This is a genomic window from uncultured Pelagibacterium sp., from assembly GCF_963972885.1.
GTDB classification, from domain to species: domain Bacteria; phylum Pseudomonadota; class Alphaproteobacteria; order Rhizobiales; family Devosiaceae; genus Pelagibacterium; species Pelagibacterium nitratireducens.
Window position 1 is genome coordinate 32,353 of sequence record NZ_CAXAXY010000006.1, and the last position, 14,395, is coordinate 46,747.

Sequence of the window (14,395 nt, forward strand, 5' to 3'; positions counted from 1 at the left end):
AAGCCGGACCGTTATGAAAAGATCAGAATCCGCCGCCGGTCTTGAATCCACCGCCCTTGAACCCGCCACCGGTCGTGAACCCGCCGCCGCCAAAGCCGCCGCTGCGAGGACGCGAGAATCCGCCCCAATTGCCGCCCGAAGGCGGTCGCGGCGAAAAGCCCCCCGGTGGCACGGAAAACCCGCCCTTCGACTTTTTCGACCGGCGCGGCGACGTCGGAACGATCGGTCCGGAGGTGCCGGTCCAGTCCTGGGAGTCACGCCATTGCCCCCAGTAGGCCGCCGCTGTCATCCCGCCCTTGAGAAATTCGGTCAAAAGATCGCCGACCAGCCTTTCATTTCCGAACCGGGAGCGCGGATCGTCATAGCGCGATTTCTTGAACTCGAACTCGATGTCCTCGAGCTCGCGCCGGCGCGCCTCGAGCACCTTGAGCCGGCTGCGTTCATCGTCGAGTTCGAGCTGCTCTTCGGCAATGCGCCGCCGCGTCTCCTCGAGCCGCACGACGATCGCGTCGTCCTCTTCGGTGCGCGTCGCGCGCGCCTCGGCCAGAAGCCTTTCGATACCGGTGTCGCTTATCGCCTCTGCCAGCATTTCCACTGCCTGGGCAAAGGCCGGATCACCGCCATCTGCAATCTGTTTTTGCTTTTCGGTCAGGTTCTCGCGCTCGTCCTCGATGGCCAGCAATTCCGCGTCAATGGCCTCAACCCGCGCCTGTGCCGTTTCCAGCGCCGCAAGCGCTTTCCCACCACCGGCGGCGTCCAGCGCAGCGTTCTCGCGCGCCCGCACATTCTCGTCGAGCACATCGGCGTCGGCGGCCAGTTTCTCGGCATGCTCGCGCAGGCGCTCGGGTATGGCGATCAGCATTGCATAATTGGGCCGCGCATCGGCAAAACGCACCAGCCGCGCCACCCAATCGTCGAGCATGCGCGTTAAGGTGCCGGCCTTGTAAGCCCCCGTTCCATATCCCCGGTCCCACAGATAGGAAAACAGCGGATCTTCGCGATAGGGCTTGCCCTTTTCTTCACGATCCGCCTCGGCCATATCGGCCTTGCGATCGGCCTCGGTCGCCACCTTTTCGGTCTCGGCCCGCTCGGCAATCAACGCAACATAAGCTGCATCATCGGCCAGTGCCGCCTTGACGGGCGCCTCCAGAGCGTCGATTTCGGCCTGCCATTTCTGCGTATTTTCCAGCAACTCCTGCCGCTCGGCGCTGAGTTTTGCAAGATCGGCCTCTTTGCCGGTCAGCGCCCTTTCCATGTCGGCCATCGCGGCGGCATGGCTCTTGAGCAGCTCACGCGCCCGGCTCTCGGCCTGGCTCAGAGTGCCGGCCAGGTCTTTTTGAACCTCTGGCGAAAGCCGCACCTTTGCCACCGCCCGCAATTGCCCCAATTCGGTCTCGCGCAGCTTACCCACACGTTCATTGGCCCGCGCGATGCGCTTGGTTATGTCATCTTCCTCGCGCCGGATGTCGCGTAGCGCATCGTCTAGCGCCCGCATGGCCTGAGGTCCGCTTACGCTCATTGCAGCCTCACCATTGCGTAATTGCCCCGTCGAGAACCGGCATCGTGTAGTCGGTATCGAGGAACCCGTACTGCTTTATGCCCAAGATATTGCGCTGGATGATCCCGTCATCCTGCCGGTCGGCCCGGACAGATTCATAGGTCACGTCCGGCACCCTTATGGCCCATGTCGAGACCTCTTCGGTTTGCCCGGTTTCCTCATTGGTGATCGGCAGTGTCACCAGGTCGTCATCGGACCCCACGGCCTCGACAACGAGGTAATAATTGGTCGCTTCGGTGTTGCTCTCGGGGAATCGCCAGATCCCCGTGGATTCCCCCGGCCGGTTGACGATGCGGATAGAATATTCTGCCAGCAATGTCGCATGGATGGCCTCAAGCTGCTCGATGGCCGCCAGCGCGTCCTCGCGATCACCTCGCTCGGCGGCCGCCTTGCCGCGCTCGACCCAGGGCTCGGCCACCTCGAGGGCCGATTGCACCTTGGTCTCGTTGAAAATCTGCTGATAGGCGGCGTCGATTCGCGCCGGAAGTTCTTCGGCCAGCTCGATCCGCGCCGCCGCCTCCATGCCCGCCTGATAGGGACGGTAGGCAAGGAAATACCCGCCCAGCACCACCGCCAGCACTACAACCCCGATGAGCACCGTACGTCCCCAGCGCTGCCGGCTCACATAGAGCCGGGCCAGCTGTGTGGAGAATGTATCGGGCGGCGGGGTATAGGTAAACCGGCTCTCGGCCAGCGCCTTGACGCCTTCCTTGAGGATATGGTCGGGAACCTCGATCCCCTGGTCGTGATAGATCTTGCGCAGGCGCTCAATCAGTTCGGCTTCGCGGGCGGTGGCCCCCAGTTCGCGGGCCACGAGATTTTGCTCATGGCGCAGTGTATCCACCACGTCCATGGCCAGCATCACATCGTCCAGCGGCGCCTTGCCTGTCTGTCCCGTTATTGCCCCACCGCTTGCCATAATCGGGTTATCGCATCCTAACGGGCCGAAACGAGGGCGTTGCCTTCAGCGGCGAGCGTTGCCAGCCGCTTCTTGCCGTCTTCGACAGCGTCGCGGATTTCAGCCGAATTTTTGGTGGCCTGATCGCGCATTTCGGCGATGATGGTGATGCTTTTTTCCTGATAGCTGACCACGCTATCGACAAGCTTTTTTACCGCATCTGCGCGGATGGTCGGACCGTACCCCGCTCTTAGCGCTTCCTCCTGAACCTTGCCGCCGATCTCCGAAAGTGTCTCCAGGCTCTGGCTCATGCCCTCTTTCATTGCATTGAGGGTTTCGGTCGATTCATGGAGCCCGAACAGGCCGGTAAACGAGGCCGAAAGCGCTGTGAGGACAGTTTCGTTGGTCGAAAAGAACGAGATGGACTGTTGATAGACGCGTTCCTTGGCGTTGGTCGTCTGCATGAGCCGCGCCATAATCACTTCCGAGGTCGAGTAGGAAATCGTCAGGTTGTCCGACAGATCCTTGGCGATCTGGTAGCGACGCTCCTCGTTCTGCAGATCGCGCACCCGCTCGTCCCGCGCCATTTCCAGTCGTGCGCGGTCGGCCGGGGTCCCTTCGGTGAACGCGTTGAGCGCATCGGTTGCCCCCTGCAGGTCGATCTTGCGCTGCTCGAGCTGCGCGCTGGCGATGTCCAGCACTTCGAGCGCCATCACTTCGGCCTGCTTGAGCGCGCCGCGAAAGTCGCGATAGGCTTCGAGAATCGTATGTTCGCGGTCGATCTGGTCCTTGGTGTCTTTCGAGACGTCGAGATAGGTGTCGCGAATCTTGTCGAATCGTGCTGCGATATCGCCGCGCGAGACCTTCATCCAAACGTTAGAAGCGCGCTCGAAAATATCGATCTTGCCGTCCTCGAGCTGGTCGACCATGCCCTTGGCGTCGTCGCGGATCGAGTTGAAGGATTTGGTAATGTCCTCGTAGCGCTCGCCCACATTCATCGCCGCAACTTGGGTGCGCACCACTTCGTTGAAGGCACTCGCCTGGGTCAGAACACGCCCGATCAGGATGACCCTGGTGTCGTCGAGATGCGTGATTTCGGCCAGAAGCCCTGTAATCGGTGCCTCGCCCGGTTCACCTTCGGGCCAGAGCCCAAGATCCTTGATCGCCGCCACGGCCTTGTCCAGATATTGCAGAGGCTTGTCCATAAGCTGGGGAGCTTCGGTTTGGGTAATCTCGGTGCTCATTGCCCACGTCCCTGTTGCAACTTTTGCAGATGTGGTGACATGATTCCGCCTGGCAAGAGATAAGACAATTGCGCATGCACCACATGGCGCTGTTTTCTCGCCATTGGTGCCAAAAAGCCGCATACACGGTGTTTGAGTTAAATGAAGAGGAAGATGGCTTGGATTTCGGTGGACGCTACAGGGTCGATGCCAATCGGCTCGCGGTTTGGAACGCGCTCAACGATGCCGAAGTGCTCAAGGCCTGTATACCCGGTTGCAAGGCGATTCGCTGGGTGTCCGACACCGCGCTCGAGCTTGAGATCACTGTCAATCTTGGCGTGGTTCAACCCGTTTTCAAAGGCGATCTGTTCTTGTCCGATATCGACCCGGCCATAAGCTATACGCTGACCGGACAGGGTAGGGGTGGGCTGCTCGGCAAGGCGCAGGCCTCGGCCGATATCAGACTGATCGATCTCGGTTCTTCAACGCTCCTGAGCTTTTCGGCCACCGGTGGAGCGTCTGGCCAGATCATGAAACTGGGCAGGGCCATCGTTGGCAATTCCGCCCAGAAGATCATCGACGGATTTTTCGAGCGCTTCGGCGAGGCCATGGGCGCCAGGGTTGTCCCGTTGGAGCCTCAGGTCTAGACGGGCAACTGCGTGGTTTACCGCATCCCCAAAATTTTTTGCCCAAATGGTCAAAAAATCGAAATTCTCTATTGCGTCCGCTTTGTTTGCGCGATTGTATCTGAAGCCATCGCGCGTGGAAATGCACCGGCCGTCGCCGGGCCCCTTTCTGCAGCCCGTGAATAGGGAGCATCAATCATGTCCAAAACAACAAAGACTGGCATCGCCGCCCTGGCAGGCGTAGCCCTCTCCACTCTCCTGGCCGGCACGGCCCTTGCCGATCCCGCGCTCGTTTATGATGGCGGCGGCAAGTTCGACGCTTCGTTTAACGAAGCGGCCTATAACGGCGCCGAACTGTTCAAGACAGATACGGGGCAGGACTACCAGGATCTCGAAATTTCGGGCGATGCCCAGCGCGAACAGGCTATCCGCCAGTTTGCGGCGCGGGGCAACAATCCCATCGTCCTGCCGGGCTTTAGCTGGGAAACCGCGCTGCGCGCGGTTGCTCCGGATTTCCCCGACACCTCGTTCCTCATCATCGACACCGTCGTTGACGATATCGAAAACGTGCGCTCGGTGATTTTTAAGGAGCATGAAGGCTCCTATCTCGTGGGCGCGCTTGCTGCCATGGCAACCGAAACAGGCACCATCGGCTTTATTCCGGCCTTCGATTTCTCGCTGCTCCAGGCTTTCGGCTGCGGCTACAAGCAGGGCGCCGCTTATGTGAACCCCGATATCGAAGTGATCGAAACGGCCATTGGCACTGGCTTTGACGCCTTCAACAATCCCGGCGGCGGCACTGAAGTTGCCCGTAGCCAGATCGACCGCGGCGCAGACGTCATCTATCACGCTGCAGGTGGTGCCGGTGTCGGCGTTCTCCAGGCTGCCGCCGATGCCGGCGTTTTCGGCATCGGTGTGGACTCCAACCAGAACCATCTCCATCCCGGACAGGTGCTGACCTCGATGCTCAAGCGCGTCGACGTCGCCGTCTACGACGCCTTCGAAGACTTTGCCAATGACGAATGGACCAACGACGTCGAGGTCCTCGGCCTTGCCGAAGACGGTGTGGGCGCAGCATTCGACGAAAACAACGCCGAGCTCATCACCGATGATATGCGCGCTATGGTTGACGACATTACCGCCAAGATCGTATCGGGCGAAATCGTCGTTCACGACTACCGCGAAGACGAGTCCTGCCCGGTCTGATTCGTTACCCCTTTAAGGGAAGGGTCCGACAATGGACACGCAAACCGAAAACGTTCAGCGGCCGGCTCCGGCCGCTGAAACCTCTCTGGCGATCGAACTGAAAAAGATCAACAAGAGCTTCGGGCCGGTTCACGCGAATAAGGATATCGACCTCGCTGTTACGCGAGGCACGGTTCATGGCATCGTGGGCGAGAACGGAGCCGGAAAATCGACCCTGATGTCGATTCTGTACGGCTTTTATCACGCAGACAGCGGCGAGATCGTGGTCAACGGAACGCCAGTAACCATCCACAATTCCTCCGATGCGTTGGCGCTCGGCATTGGCATGGTTCATCAGCACTTCATGCTGGTCGACAATTTTTCGGTCATCGAGAACGTCATTCTGGGCGCCGAGGATTCGGCGCTTTTGGGCCCCAGCGTCGAAAAGGCACGCCGCGAATTGCAGCGCCTTGCTGACGACTACGGGCTCAATGTTCCCGTCGATGCGCTGGTCCAGGACCTTTCAGTCGGCCAGCAGCAGCGGGTGGAAATTCTCAAGGCGCTCTATCGCGGCGCCGATATCCTGATCCTCGACGAGCCGACCGGCGTGCTGACCCCGGCCGAAGCCGATCACCTGTTCAAGGTGCTCAAGACGCTGCGCGACGAGGGCAAGACCATAATCCTCATCACCCACAAGCTGCGCGAGATCATGGCCATCACCGATACTGTTTCGGTCATGCGTCAGGGCCAGATGGTGGAATCGCTGGTGACCTCGGAGACCAGTCCTGAAGAACTGGCCGAGTTGATGGTGGGGCGCCGCGTTCTGCTGCGCGTCCACAAGGAAGAGGCCCGCCCCGGCGATGTGCTCCTCGATGTCGACGATCTCGTCGTCACCGACGACGCAGGGGTCGAACGCCTCAAGGGCATATCACTCAAGGTGCGGGCTGGAGAAATTCTTGGCGTGGCCGGCGTTGCTGGCAATGGGCAGTCCGAACTGCTTGAATGTATAGCCGGCATGCGCGCCGCAAAATCGGGCAGCATTTCCCTGAACGGCCACGATGTGACCGCCGTCAACGAGGACAGCGCCGCCATGCTGCGGCGAAACGGTCTGGCCCATGTGCCCGAGGACCGCATCCGGATGGGCCTTGTCACCAATTTCTTCGAGTGGGAAAACGCCATTCTCGGCTACCATGAAAACTATGGCAAAGGACTGACACTCGATGTCAGGGCCGCAAGGGCCGAGGCCGAGCGCCATATCGCAAAATTCGACATCCGTCCGGCCAATACCGACCTCAAGACCGCCAATTTTTCCGGTGGCAATCAGCAAAAGATCGTTCTGGCCCGCGAAATGGAGCGCGATCCCGACGTCCTGATCGTCGGTCAGCCCACTCGCGGTGTCGATATCGGCGCTATCGAATTCATCCACAACCAGATCATCAAGATGCGTGACGCAGGCAAAGCCATTCTGCTGGTTTCCGTCGAGCTCGATGAAATCCGCTCGCTGTCAGACCGCATTGTCGTCCTGTTCGACGGCCAGATCGTTGGCGAGGCCGATCCGGCCACCGCCGATGAAGGCGAGTTGGGCCTGCTTATGGCCGGTGTCGGGGCCGGCGAAAAAACCAGATCCACTGAGTCGAGCCAATGAGTGCGTCCATGCCCTTGCCCCGCTGGGTCGATATCATCCTTCTGCCGGTGCTCAACGTCACCCTGGCCTTCATCATCGGTGGTATCGTCGTCCTGATCGTGGGTGAAAACCCCATCGAAGCTGTCCGCATCATGATCTACGGCGCCTTCGGCTACGGATACGGTTTCGGGTTCACGCTCTATTACACCACCAATTTCATTTTCGCGGGCCTGGCCGTTGCGGTCGCCTTTCACGGCGGGCTGTTCAATATCGGCGGCGAAGGGCAAGCCTATGTTGGCGGGCTCGGCGCCATTCTTGTGGCGCTTGCCGTTGGCGGGTTGCACTGGGCCTTCGCCCTGCCGCTCATCATGATCGCCTCGGCGCTTTTCGCTGGCGCATGGGCCTTTATTCCGGGCTATCTGCAGGCCAAACGCGGGTCGCACGTCGTCATCACCACAATCATGATGAACTTCATCGCCACCTCGATGATGAGCTACATCATCTCGCGCATCCTGAAGCCGGAAGAAATCAATTCCGACGAGAGCGCCCGCATCGCTGAAGTCACCCGTGTGCCGTTCCTTGCTGAATGGATACCGCTGCTTCGCAACACGCCGGTCAACATCTCCTTCATTCTCGCCATTCTCGCATTGATCGGCGTCTATATCCTGATCTGGCATACCAAGTTCGGCTACGCCCTGCGCACTATGGGACATAACAGCACCGCCGCGCGATATGCGGGTATGTCCAACGCAAAGCTCATCATGGCCACCATGGCAATTTCCGGTGCGCTTGTCGGTATGGTCGCGGTCAACGACACTGCCGGTGCCCATGGCCGCCTGATTTTGGGTTACGTAGCCGGCACCGGCTTTGTCGGCATCGCCGTGGCCTTCATGGGCAAGGCCCACCCGATCGGGGTGGGGCTCTCGGCGCTGCTCTTCGGCGTGCTCTATCAGGGTGGGCAGGAGCTGGCCTTTACCATGCCCGCCATCACCCGCGAAATGATCGTCACCATTCAGGCCCTTGTGATCCTGTTTACCGGCGCCATGAGCAACATGCTGCGCCGTCCGGTCGAATTTGCCTTTATGGCAACGCGGCAAAAGCGAGATCCCGATCCCGTGCCGCAAGAGAAGGGGGCATAGGCGATGGAAGACATCATCTCGGTTCTCACCACCACCATCCGCGTCTCGACCCCGCTGATCCTTGCCTGCCTCGCCGGCCTTTATTCCGAGCGCTCGGGAATCGTCGATATCGGGCTCGAGGGCAAGCTGCTCGGCTCGGCCTTCGGCGCCGCCGTCGTGGCCTCGGTCACTGGCAGTGTCTGGCTCGGGCTCATGGCCGGCATCGGCGTGTCGCTGATGTTTTCGGCCGTACACGGCCTCGCCTCGATCAATTTCCGCGGCAATCAGATCATTTCCGGCGTGGCGCTCAATTTCCTCGCCTCGGGCCTCACCGTCTTCCTGGGCGCCGCCTGGTTCGGCCGTGGCGGCAACACGCCCGCCCTGTCCGGCGGTGCCCGCTTTTACGGTATCGAGTTGCCCTTCGCGCGCGAGCTGGCCGGCGTTCCGGTCATCGGCCCCATCTATTCGGGACTCCTGTCCGGGCACACGATTCTCACCTATCTCGCCTTCCTCGCCGTGCCATTGACCGCATGGGTGCTCTGGCGCACCCGCTTCGGGCTGCGCCTGCGCGCCGTGGGCGAAAACCCAAAGGCCCTGGACACGGCCGGCATGTCGGTGAGCTTCCTGCGCTACAAGGCCCTCGCCATAACCGCCGTTCTGGTTGGTACTGGCGGAGCGTATCTCTCGACGGCCCAGGCCGCCAGCTTCTCGCGTGAAATGAGCTCGGGCCGCGGCTATATCGCGCTCGCGGCACTCATCTTTGCCAAATGGAGACCCTATCCAGCCCTCGGCGCCTGCCTCCTGTTCGGCTTCCTTGAAGCCATGCAGTACCGCCTGCAAGGCGTCGAACTCCCGCTGATCGGCGCTGTCCCCACCCAGGCCATGCAGGCTCTGCCCTACGTGCTCACCATCCTGCTGCTCGCCGGCTTTGTCGGTCGCGCCATCGCGCCCAAGGCGGCCGGTCAGCCCTATGTCAAGGAACGGTGATGGCAACACTTTCGCCGCAGGATAAAACCCTGCTCGACGCCGCCGAGGCCGTCCGCGCTCGCGCGTACGCGCCCTATTCGAACTTCCATGTCGGCGCCGCCATTCTTGCCGATGATGGAAACATCTATTCGGGCTGCAATGTCGAAAACGCTGCCTACCCCGTGGGCAATTGCGCCGAACCCTCGGCCATTGCCGCCATGCTGGCCGGCGGCGGCAGGCGCATCGAAAAGATCTTTGTGACGGGCCCCGGCAAAACCCCGGTCACCCCCTGCGGCGGTTGCCGCCAGCGCATCCGCGAATTTGCCTCCGAAACCACCCCAATCATCTGCCTCGGGATCGAGTGCGAACCGCTCTTTACGACGCTGGGCGAACTTCTGCCCCACTCTTTCGGCCCTGAGTTTCTGGGCCGCTGAGCGTTTCCAGGATAGGTGGGTACCACTTATCTGGTTCGGAAGCGCGACAAAACAAAGACTTAGAGCAGTTTCAGCGGTTCGGAGAAATGCTGAAACTGCTCCAGCTCTGGATATCGGATGGGGAGGTCCACCGGAGCAAACGCGAAAACCATAAGGCACTGAGAATGGCCAAGGCACTAAAGACCATCCGCAATCTGGCGGGCGATACCCCGATCGATGCCGCGCTGATCCTGGGCTCGGGCCTGTCGGACATCGGCGACCTGCTGACCGACAAGGTCACGATCCCCTTTTCCGATCTCAAGGGCTTCCCCCAGGGCGGCGTTTCCGGCCACGGCAAGGATCTGCTCATCGGCCAGATGGGCTCCAGGCGTCTCGCCATCCTCACCGGCCGTCAGCACTATTACGAGCATGGCGACCCCGCCGCCATGCGCCCGGCGCTTCAAACCATTGCCGAACTCGGTGCCAAAACGCTGCTCCTGACCAATTCCGCCGGCTCGCTCGATCACGACGCCCCGCCCGGCAATCTGATGCTGCTCTCCGATCACATTAATTACGCCGGCGTCAATCCGCTGATCGGCGAGGATACCGACGCCCGCTTCGTCAACATGGTCGATGCCTATGATCCCGAGTTGCGCACCACGACCCACGCGGTCGCCGCCCGCCTCGAAATCGCTCTCAAGGAGGGCATCTATATGTGGTATTCTGGCCCCAGCTTCGAAACGCCGGCCGAAATCCGCATGGCTCAGACCCTGGGTGCAAACGCGGTCGGCATGTCCACGGTCCCCGAGGTGATTCTGGCGCGGTTCCTGGGCCTTAAGGTCTGGGCCTGTTCCTCGATCACCAATATGGGCGCCGGCATGGCTCAGGAGGTCATTTCCCACACCCAGACCAAGGACGTGGCGAAATACGGGGCCGAGAAATTGAAGCGCCTCATCCCGGCGCTGATGGAGGAGATATGAGTCTCAAGATCGTCGACAGCCAGAGCCACGCCACCGGCCACAAGCGCAATCCGGGCTTCCCGCTCGATCTCGATTGGGTCGAACGCGTGCGCATGAACCGCTCGGCGCTCGAACGCCGCGCCGGAACGATCGGCGCCCGCCGCTCGGTCAAAAAGGACCACCAGCTGGCCTGGCTTTTGAAGGCCGTGTCACTGATGGATCTGACCACGCTCAATTCCGACGATACGCCGGGCCGGGTCGAGCGCCTGTGCGCCAAGGCCCGCAATCCCATCCGCGCTGATCTGGTCGAAGCCATGGGCGTCAAAAAACTGGGCGTTACTCCGGCGGCGGTCTGCGTGTACCACAATTTCGTTGCGACCGCCGTCAAAGCGCTCGAGGGCACAGATATCCCCGTCGCCGCGGTTTCCACCGCCTTCCCCCACGGGCTGACCCCCCTCAAGATCCGCCTTGCGGAAATCGAGGCCTCGGTCGAAGACGGCGCGAAGGAAATCGACATCGTCATCGAGCGCGGAATGGTGCTCAGCGGCGATTGGCAGGGGCTTTACGATCAGGTTCGTGCCATGCGCGCCGCCTGTGGTGAAGCCCATATCAAGACCATTCTTGGCACCGGCGAGTTGGCAACGCTCACCAATGTCGCCAAGGCTTCGCTGGTCTGCATGCTGGCCGGCGCCGATTTCATCAAGACCTCGACCGGCAAGGAAAAGACCAACGCGACCCTGCCCACCTCTCTGGCCATGGTCCGCATGATCCGCTGGTTTCACGAGCAGACCGGCATCGAGATCGGCTACAAGCCGGCCGGCGGCATTTCTAAGGCCAAGGACGCGCTGACCTATATGGCGCTGATGCGCGAGGAACTGGGCCGCAACTGGCTCGAACCGCACCTGTTCCGCTTTGGCGCCTCCTCGCTTTTGACCGATATCGAACGCCAGATCGAACACGGCATCACCGGCCACTACGCCGCCGATTACCGCTTCGCGATGGCCTGAGCGCCATGGCTCCCTGCGCTTCACCCATCCCCACTGTCACCCCGGGATTCATTCCCGGGGTGACAGTGTACGTTTCTCCAGACACCGGCCCCTTGAGTGGTCCGGTCTGGGATAACACGCCGAGTTTAGGGGCTCCAAAGCCCGGAGAAAGAAAATGACCAAAGTGGCGGAAATCTTTGAAACCCTCGAATACGGCCCGGCCCCCGAAGCGCCCGGCCCGGCCCTCGATTGGCTGGCGGCCCATGGCAGGAAATTCGGCCATTTCATCGATGGTGATTTCACCAGGCCGGGCAAAACCTTCGCCTCGACCAATCCGGCCAATGGCGAAAAGCTGGCCGACATTTCCGAAGCAGGCAAAGCCGATGTGGACAAGGCCGTAAAGGCGGCCCGCGCCGCGTTCTCCGGCTGGTCGCAACTGAGCGGCTTTGGGCGCGCCAAATATCTCTATGCCATCGCGCGCCAGATTCAGAAGGAAAGCCGGCTGTTTGCCGTTCTTGAAACCCTCGACAATGGCAAGCCGATCCGCGAAACCCGCGACATTGATATCCCCCTCGCCGCCCGCCATTTCTATCATCACGCCGGCTGGGCCCAGCATTTGGGGAAATCCTTCCCCGACCATGTGCCCTATGGCGTTTGCGGTCAGATCATCCCGTGGAATTTCCCGCTGCTGATGCTGGCCTGGAAGATCGCTCCGGCCCTCGCGGCGGGCAACACGGTTGTCCTCAAGCCCGCCGAATTCACATCGCTGACCGCATTGCTGTTCGCCGAAATCTGCACTCGCATCGGCCTGCCCAAGGGCGTCGTCAACATCGTCACCGGGGCCGGAGAAACCGGCGAGGCCATTGTCACCCACCCCGATATCGACAAGATCGCCTTCACCGGCTCCACCGAGGTGGGCAAGATCATCCGCCGCGCCACTGCCGGTTCGGGCAAAGGTCTTTCGCTCGAGTTGGGCGGCAAATCGCCATTCGTCGTGTTCGAGGATGCCGATCTCGACAGCGCCGTCGAAGGGCTGGTCGATGCCATCTGGTTCAATCAGGGGCAGGTGTGCTGCGCGGGCTCGCGCCTTCTTGTCCAGGAATCGATCGAAACCGCCTTCATCGCCAAGATCAAGCAGCGCATGAAAACCCTGCGCGTCGGTGATCCGCTGGATAAATCCATCGATATCGGCGCGCTCGTTGCCCCCGTTCAGGTCGAACGGGTTCTCGATCTCTTAAAGACCGGCAAGGCCGAGGGTGGCGAGTTCTATTCGCCCGATGGCGATATGCCGCAAAAGGGGTGCTATGTCCGCCCCACGCTGGTCACCGGCGTTTCTCCGGCCCACACGCTGGCGTCCGAAGAAATCTTCGGCCCCGTCCTCGTCGCCATGAGCTTCCGCACACCCCAAGAGGCGGTAGAGCTGGCCAACAACACCAAATACGGTCTCGCAGCATCGGTCTGGACCGAAAACGTCAATCTCGCCCTCGATATCGCCCCTCAGATCAAGGCCGGCGTCGTGTGGATCAATTCCACCAACCAGTTCGACGCAGCGGTCGGCTTCGGCGGTTATCGCGAATCCGGCTTTGGCCGCGAAGGGGGAAGGGAAGGCATGGCCGCCTACCTCAAGCCCGCCTGGGAGAAAAAACTCAAACCCGCCCCGGACCTGAAACTGCCCACCCCGGCAGAAGGAAGCGAAACAACCGGCATCGACCGCACGGCAAAGCTCTATATCGGTGGCAAACAGGCTCGCCCCGATTCAGGCTATGCCCGCCCCGTCCTGTCGGCCGATGGCAAACATCTGGGCGAGGTGGGAGAGGGTAACCGCAAGGACATCCGCAACGCTGTCGAAGCGGCGCGTGCCGCCTCGGGCTGGGGCAATGCCACGGCCCATAACCGCGCGCAGGTGCTCTACTATCTCGGTGAAAATCTCGACTACCGCAAAGCCGAATTTGCCGACCGCATCCGCGCGATGACCGGCGCCTCGGCCAATGCGGCGCGGCGCGAGGTCGATCTTTCCGTCGAGCGGCTGTTTGCCTTTGCCGGCTGGGCCGACAAGTTCGATGGTGCCGTACACAATCCGCCCGCCCGCATGATGGCAGTGGCCATGGTGGAACCGGTCGGCGTTCTGGGTATCGCCGCCCCGATCGAAAGCGCACTTCTCGGTGCTGTTGCCCTGCTCGCCCCGGCCATCGCCATGGGCAACACTACGGTCCTGATTCCGTCTTCAGCCCATCCACTGGCCCTGACGGACTTTTATCAGGTGCTCGAAACCTCCGACGTCCCCTCCGGCGTCGTCAACATCGTCACCGGCGATGCAACATCACTGGCCAAAACCCTGGCCGAACATGATGGCGTCGATGGCATCTGGTTCGCCGGCTCTCTGGCAGACTCCACCGAAATCGAAAAGCTCTCGGCAGGCAACGTCAAGCAAAGCTGGACCACGCGCGGACTGGCCTTCGACTGGGCCGATGCGGCGCTGGAAGGCGACTATCTCCTGAGCAAAGCCACCCAGATCAAGAACGTCTGGGTGCCCTACGGAGCCTGAACCATGAATGAGAAGATCGAAGTCGAAAACTTCACCTCCCCCAACCACAAGACCCGGGTCGACAAGGCCAAATACATGGCGGTCCGCGAAGCGGTGATGAAACACATCCCCGCAACCGAACCGGGCGCCACTCCGGCCGATCTGATCGCCGCCATCAAGCCCGACCTGCCCCAGGACCTGTTTCCCGGCGGCGAAAAGGCCGGCTGGTGGTTCAAATGCGTCCAGCTCGATCTTGAGGCCAAGGGCATATTGAAACGCGCGCCCAAATCGCCTGTCCGGCTCCACAAGGTCTGA

13 protein-coding genes are annotated in these 14,395 nt (G+C 61.2%); 10 read left to right on the forward strand and 3 right to left on the reverse strand.

The genetic code is table 11. From position 1 onward, the window contains the following. Positions 1–22 precede the first annotated feature (22 nt). The 3 genes from AACZ55_RS02215 to AACZ55_RS02225 are packed head-to-tail and all read right to left on the reverse strand — an operon-like array spanning position 23 to position 3,700. Positions 23–1,519 (reverse strand): hypothetical protein, encoded by a 1,497-nt coding sequence (locus tag AACZ55_RS02215; RefSeq protein ID WP_339642585.1) that lies wholly within the window; start codon positions 1,517–1,519, stop codon positions 23–25. Between the two features lie 7 nt (positions 1,520–1,526). Then, positions 1,527–2,477, reverse strand: a complete 951-nt coding sequence (locus AACZ55_RS02220) for a DUF6384 family protein (protein ID WP_338608000.1) — start codon at positions 2,475–2,477, stop codon at positions 1,527–1,529. A gap of 17 nt (positions 2,478–2,494) precedes the next feature. Further along, entirely contained in the window at positions 2,495–3,700 is a 1,206-nt protein-coding gene (locus tag AACZ55_RS02225; RefSeq protein ID WP_339642588.1) for a cell surface protein, read from the reverse strand. A gap of 158 nt (positions 3,701–3,858) precedes the next feature. Between AACZ55_RS02225 and AACZ55_RS02230 the strand changes: the two genes are divergently transcribed. From AACZ55_RS02230 to AACZ55_RS02275, 10 genes are all read left to right on the forward strand, one after another. Then, positions 3,859–4,326: a carbon monoxide dehydrogenase subunit G gene (locus AACZ55_RS02230; RefSeq protein WP_339642590.1), complete on the forward strand. Its 468-nt coding sequence runs from the start codon at positions 3,859–3,861 to the stop codon at positions 4,324–4,326. Between the two features lie 177 nt (positions 4,327–4,503). Further along, positions 4,504–5,511 carry a BMP family ABC transporter substrate-binding protein gene (locus tag AACZ55_RS02235; RefSeq protein WP_339642592.1) on the forward strand — a complete coding sequence of 336 codons (1,008 nt, stop codon included), beginning with the start codon at positions 4,504–4,506 and terminating at the stop codon, positions 5,509–5,511. A gap of 31 nt (positions 5,512–5,542) precedes the next feature. Then, positions 5,543–7,135, forward strand: coding sequence for an ABC transporter ATP-binding protein (locus AACZ55_RS02240; protein ID WP_339642594.1), 1,593 nt, complete (start codon positions 5,543–5,545; stop codon positions 7,133–7,135). Between the two features lie 8 nt (positions 7,136–7,143). Beyond that, on the forward strand, positions 7,144–8,253 hold the full coding sequence (locus AACZ55_RS02245; protein WP_338607995.1) for an ABC transporter permease: 1,110 nt from the start codon (positions 7,144–7,146) through the stop codon (positions 8,251–8,253). A gap of 3 nt (positions 8,254–8,256) precedes the next feature. Beyond that, positions 8,257–9,219, forward strand: a complete 963-nt coding sequence (locus AACZ55_RS02250) for an ABC transporter permease (protein ID WP_339642597.1) — start codon at positions 8,257–8,259, stop codon at positions 9,217–9,219. Continuing rightward, positions 9,219–9,632 (forward strand): cytidine deaminase, encoded by a 414-nt coding sequence (locus AACZ55_RS02255; RefSeq protein ID WP_339642599.1) that lies wholly within the window; start codon positions 9,219–9,221, stop codon positions 9,630–9,632. Before AACZ55_RS02250 ends, AACZ55_RS02255 begins: the two co-directional genes overlap by 1 nt. 164 nt (positions 9,633–9,796) lie before the next feature. Further along, positions 9,797–10,591, forward strand: coding sequence for a purine-nucleoside phosphorylase (locus tag AACZ55_RS02260; protein WP_339642654.1), 795 nt, complete (start codon positions 9,797–9,799; stop codon positions 10,589–10,591). Further along, positions 10,588–11,577, forward strand: coding sequence for a deoxyribose-phosphate aldolase (deoC, locus tag AACZ55_RS02265; RefSeq protein WP_338607993.1), 990 nt, complete (start codon positions 10,588–10,590; stop codon positions 11,575–11,577). Before AACZ55_RS02260 ends, deoC begins: the two co-directional genes overlap by 4 nt. Positions 11,578–11,731: 154 nt before the next feature. Next, the gene (locus AACZ55_RS02270) at positions 11,732–14,101 is read left to right on the forward strand and encodes an aldehyde dehydrogenase family protein (RefSeq protein WP_339642601.1); all 2,370 of its coding nucleotides are present in this window, start codon (positions 11,732–11,734) and stop codon (positions 14,099–14,101) included. Positions 14,102–14,104: 3 nt separating this feature from the next. After that, positions 14,105–14,395 (forward strand): hypothetical protein, encoded by a 291-nt coding sequence (locus AACZ55_RS02275; RefSeq protein ID WP_339642603.1) that lies wholly within the window; start codon positions 14,105–14,107, stop codon positions 14,393–14,395.

What these genes read in the sequence shown, in the direction of transcription:
- AACZ55_RS02215 (WP_339642585.1), bottom strand. Translation starts at nt 1,519, where the DNA reads ATGAGCGTAAGCGGACCTCAGGCCATGCGGGCGCTAGACGATGCGCTA.
- AACZ55_RS02220 (WP_338608000.1), bottom strand. Translation starts at nt 2,477, where the DNA reads ATGGCAAGCGGTGGGGCAATAACGGGACAGACAGGCAAGGCGCCGCTG.
- AACZ55_RS02225 (WP_339642588.1), bottom strand. Translation starts at nt 3,700, where the DNA reads ATGAGCACCGAGATTACCCAAACCGAAGCTCCCCAGCTTATGGACAAG.
- AACZ55_RS02235 (WP_339642592.1), top strand. Translation starts at nt 4,504, where the DNA reads ATGTCCAAAACAACAAAGACTGGCATCGCCGCCCTGGCAGGCGTAGCC.
- AACZ55_RS02240 (WP_339642594.1), top strand. Translation starts at nt 5,543, where the DNA reads ATGGACACGCAAACCGAAAACGTTCAGCGGCCGGCTCCGGCCGCTGAA.
- AACZ55_RS02245 (WP_338607995.1), top strand. Translation starts at nt 7,144, where the DNA reads ATGCCCTTGCCCCGCTGGGTCGATATCATCCTTCTGCCGGTGCTCAAC.
- AACZ55_RS02250 (WP_339642597.1), top strand. Translation starts at nt 8,257, where the DNA reads ATGGAAGACATCATCTCGGTTCTCACCACCACCATCCGCGTCTCGACC.
- AACZ55_RS02255 (WP_339642599.1), top strand. Translation starts at nt 9,219, where the DNA reads ATGGCAACACTTTCGCCGCAGGATAAAACCCTGCTCGACGCCGCCGAG.
- AACZ55_RS02260 (WP_339642654.1), top strand. Translation starts at nt 9,797, where the DNA reads ATGGCCAAGGCACTAAAGACCATCCGCAATCTGGCGGGCGATACCCCG.
- deoC (WP_338607993.1), top strand. Translation starts at nt 10,588, where the DNA reads ATGAGTCTCAAGATCGTCGACAGCCAGAGCCACGCCACCGGCCACAAG.
- AACZ55_RS02270 (WP_339642601.1), top strand. Translation starts at nt 11,732, where the DNA reads ATGACCAAAGTGGCGGAAATCTTTGAAACCCTCGAATACGGCCCGGCC.
- AACZ55_RS02275 (WP_339642603.1), top strand. Translation starts at nt 14,105, where the DNA reads ATGAATGAGAAGATCGAAGTCGAAAACTTCACCTCCCCCAACCACAAG.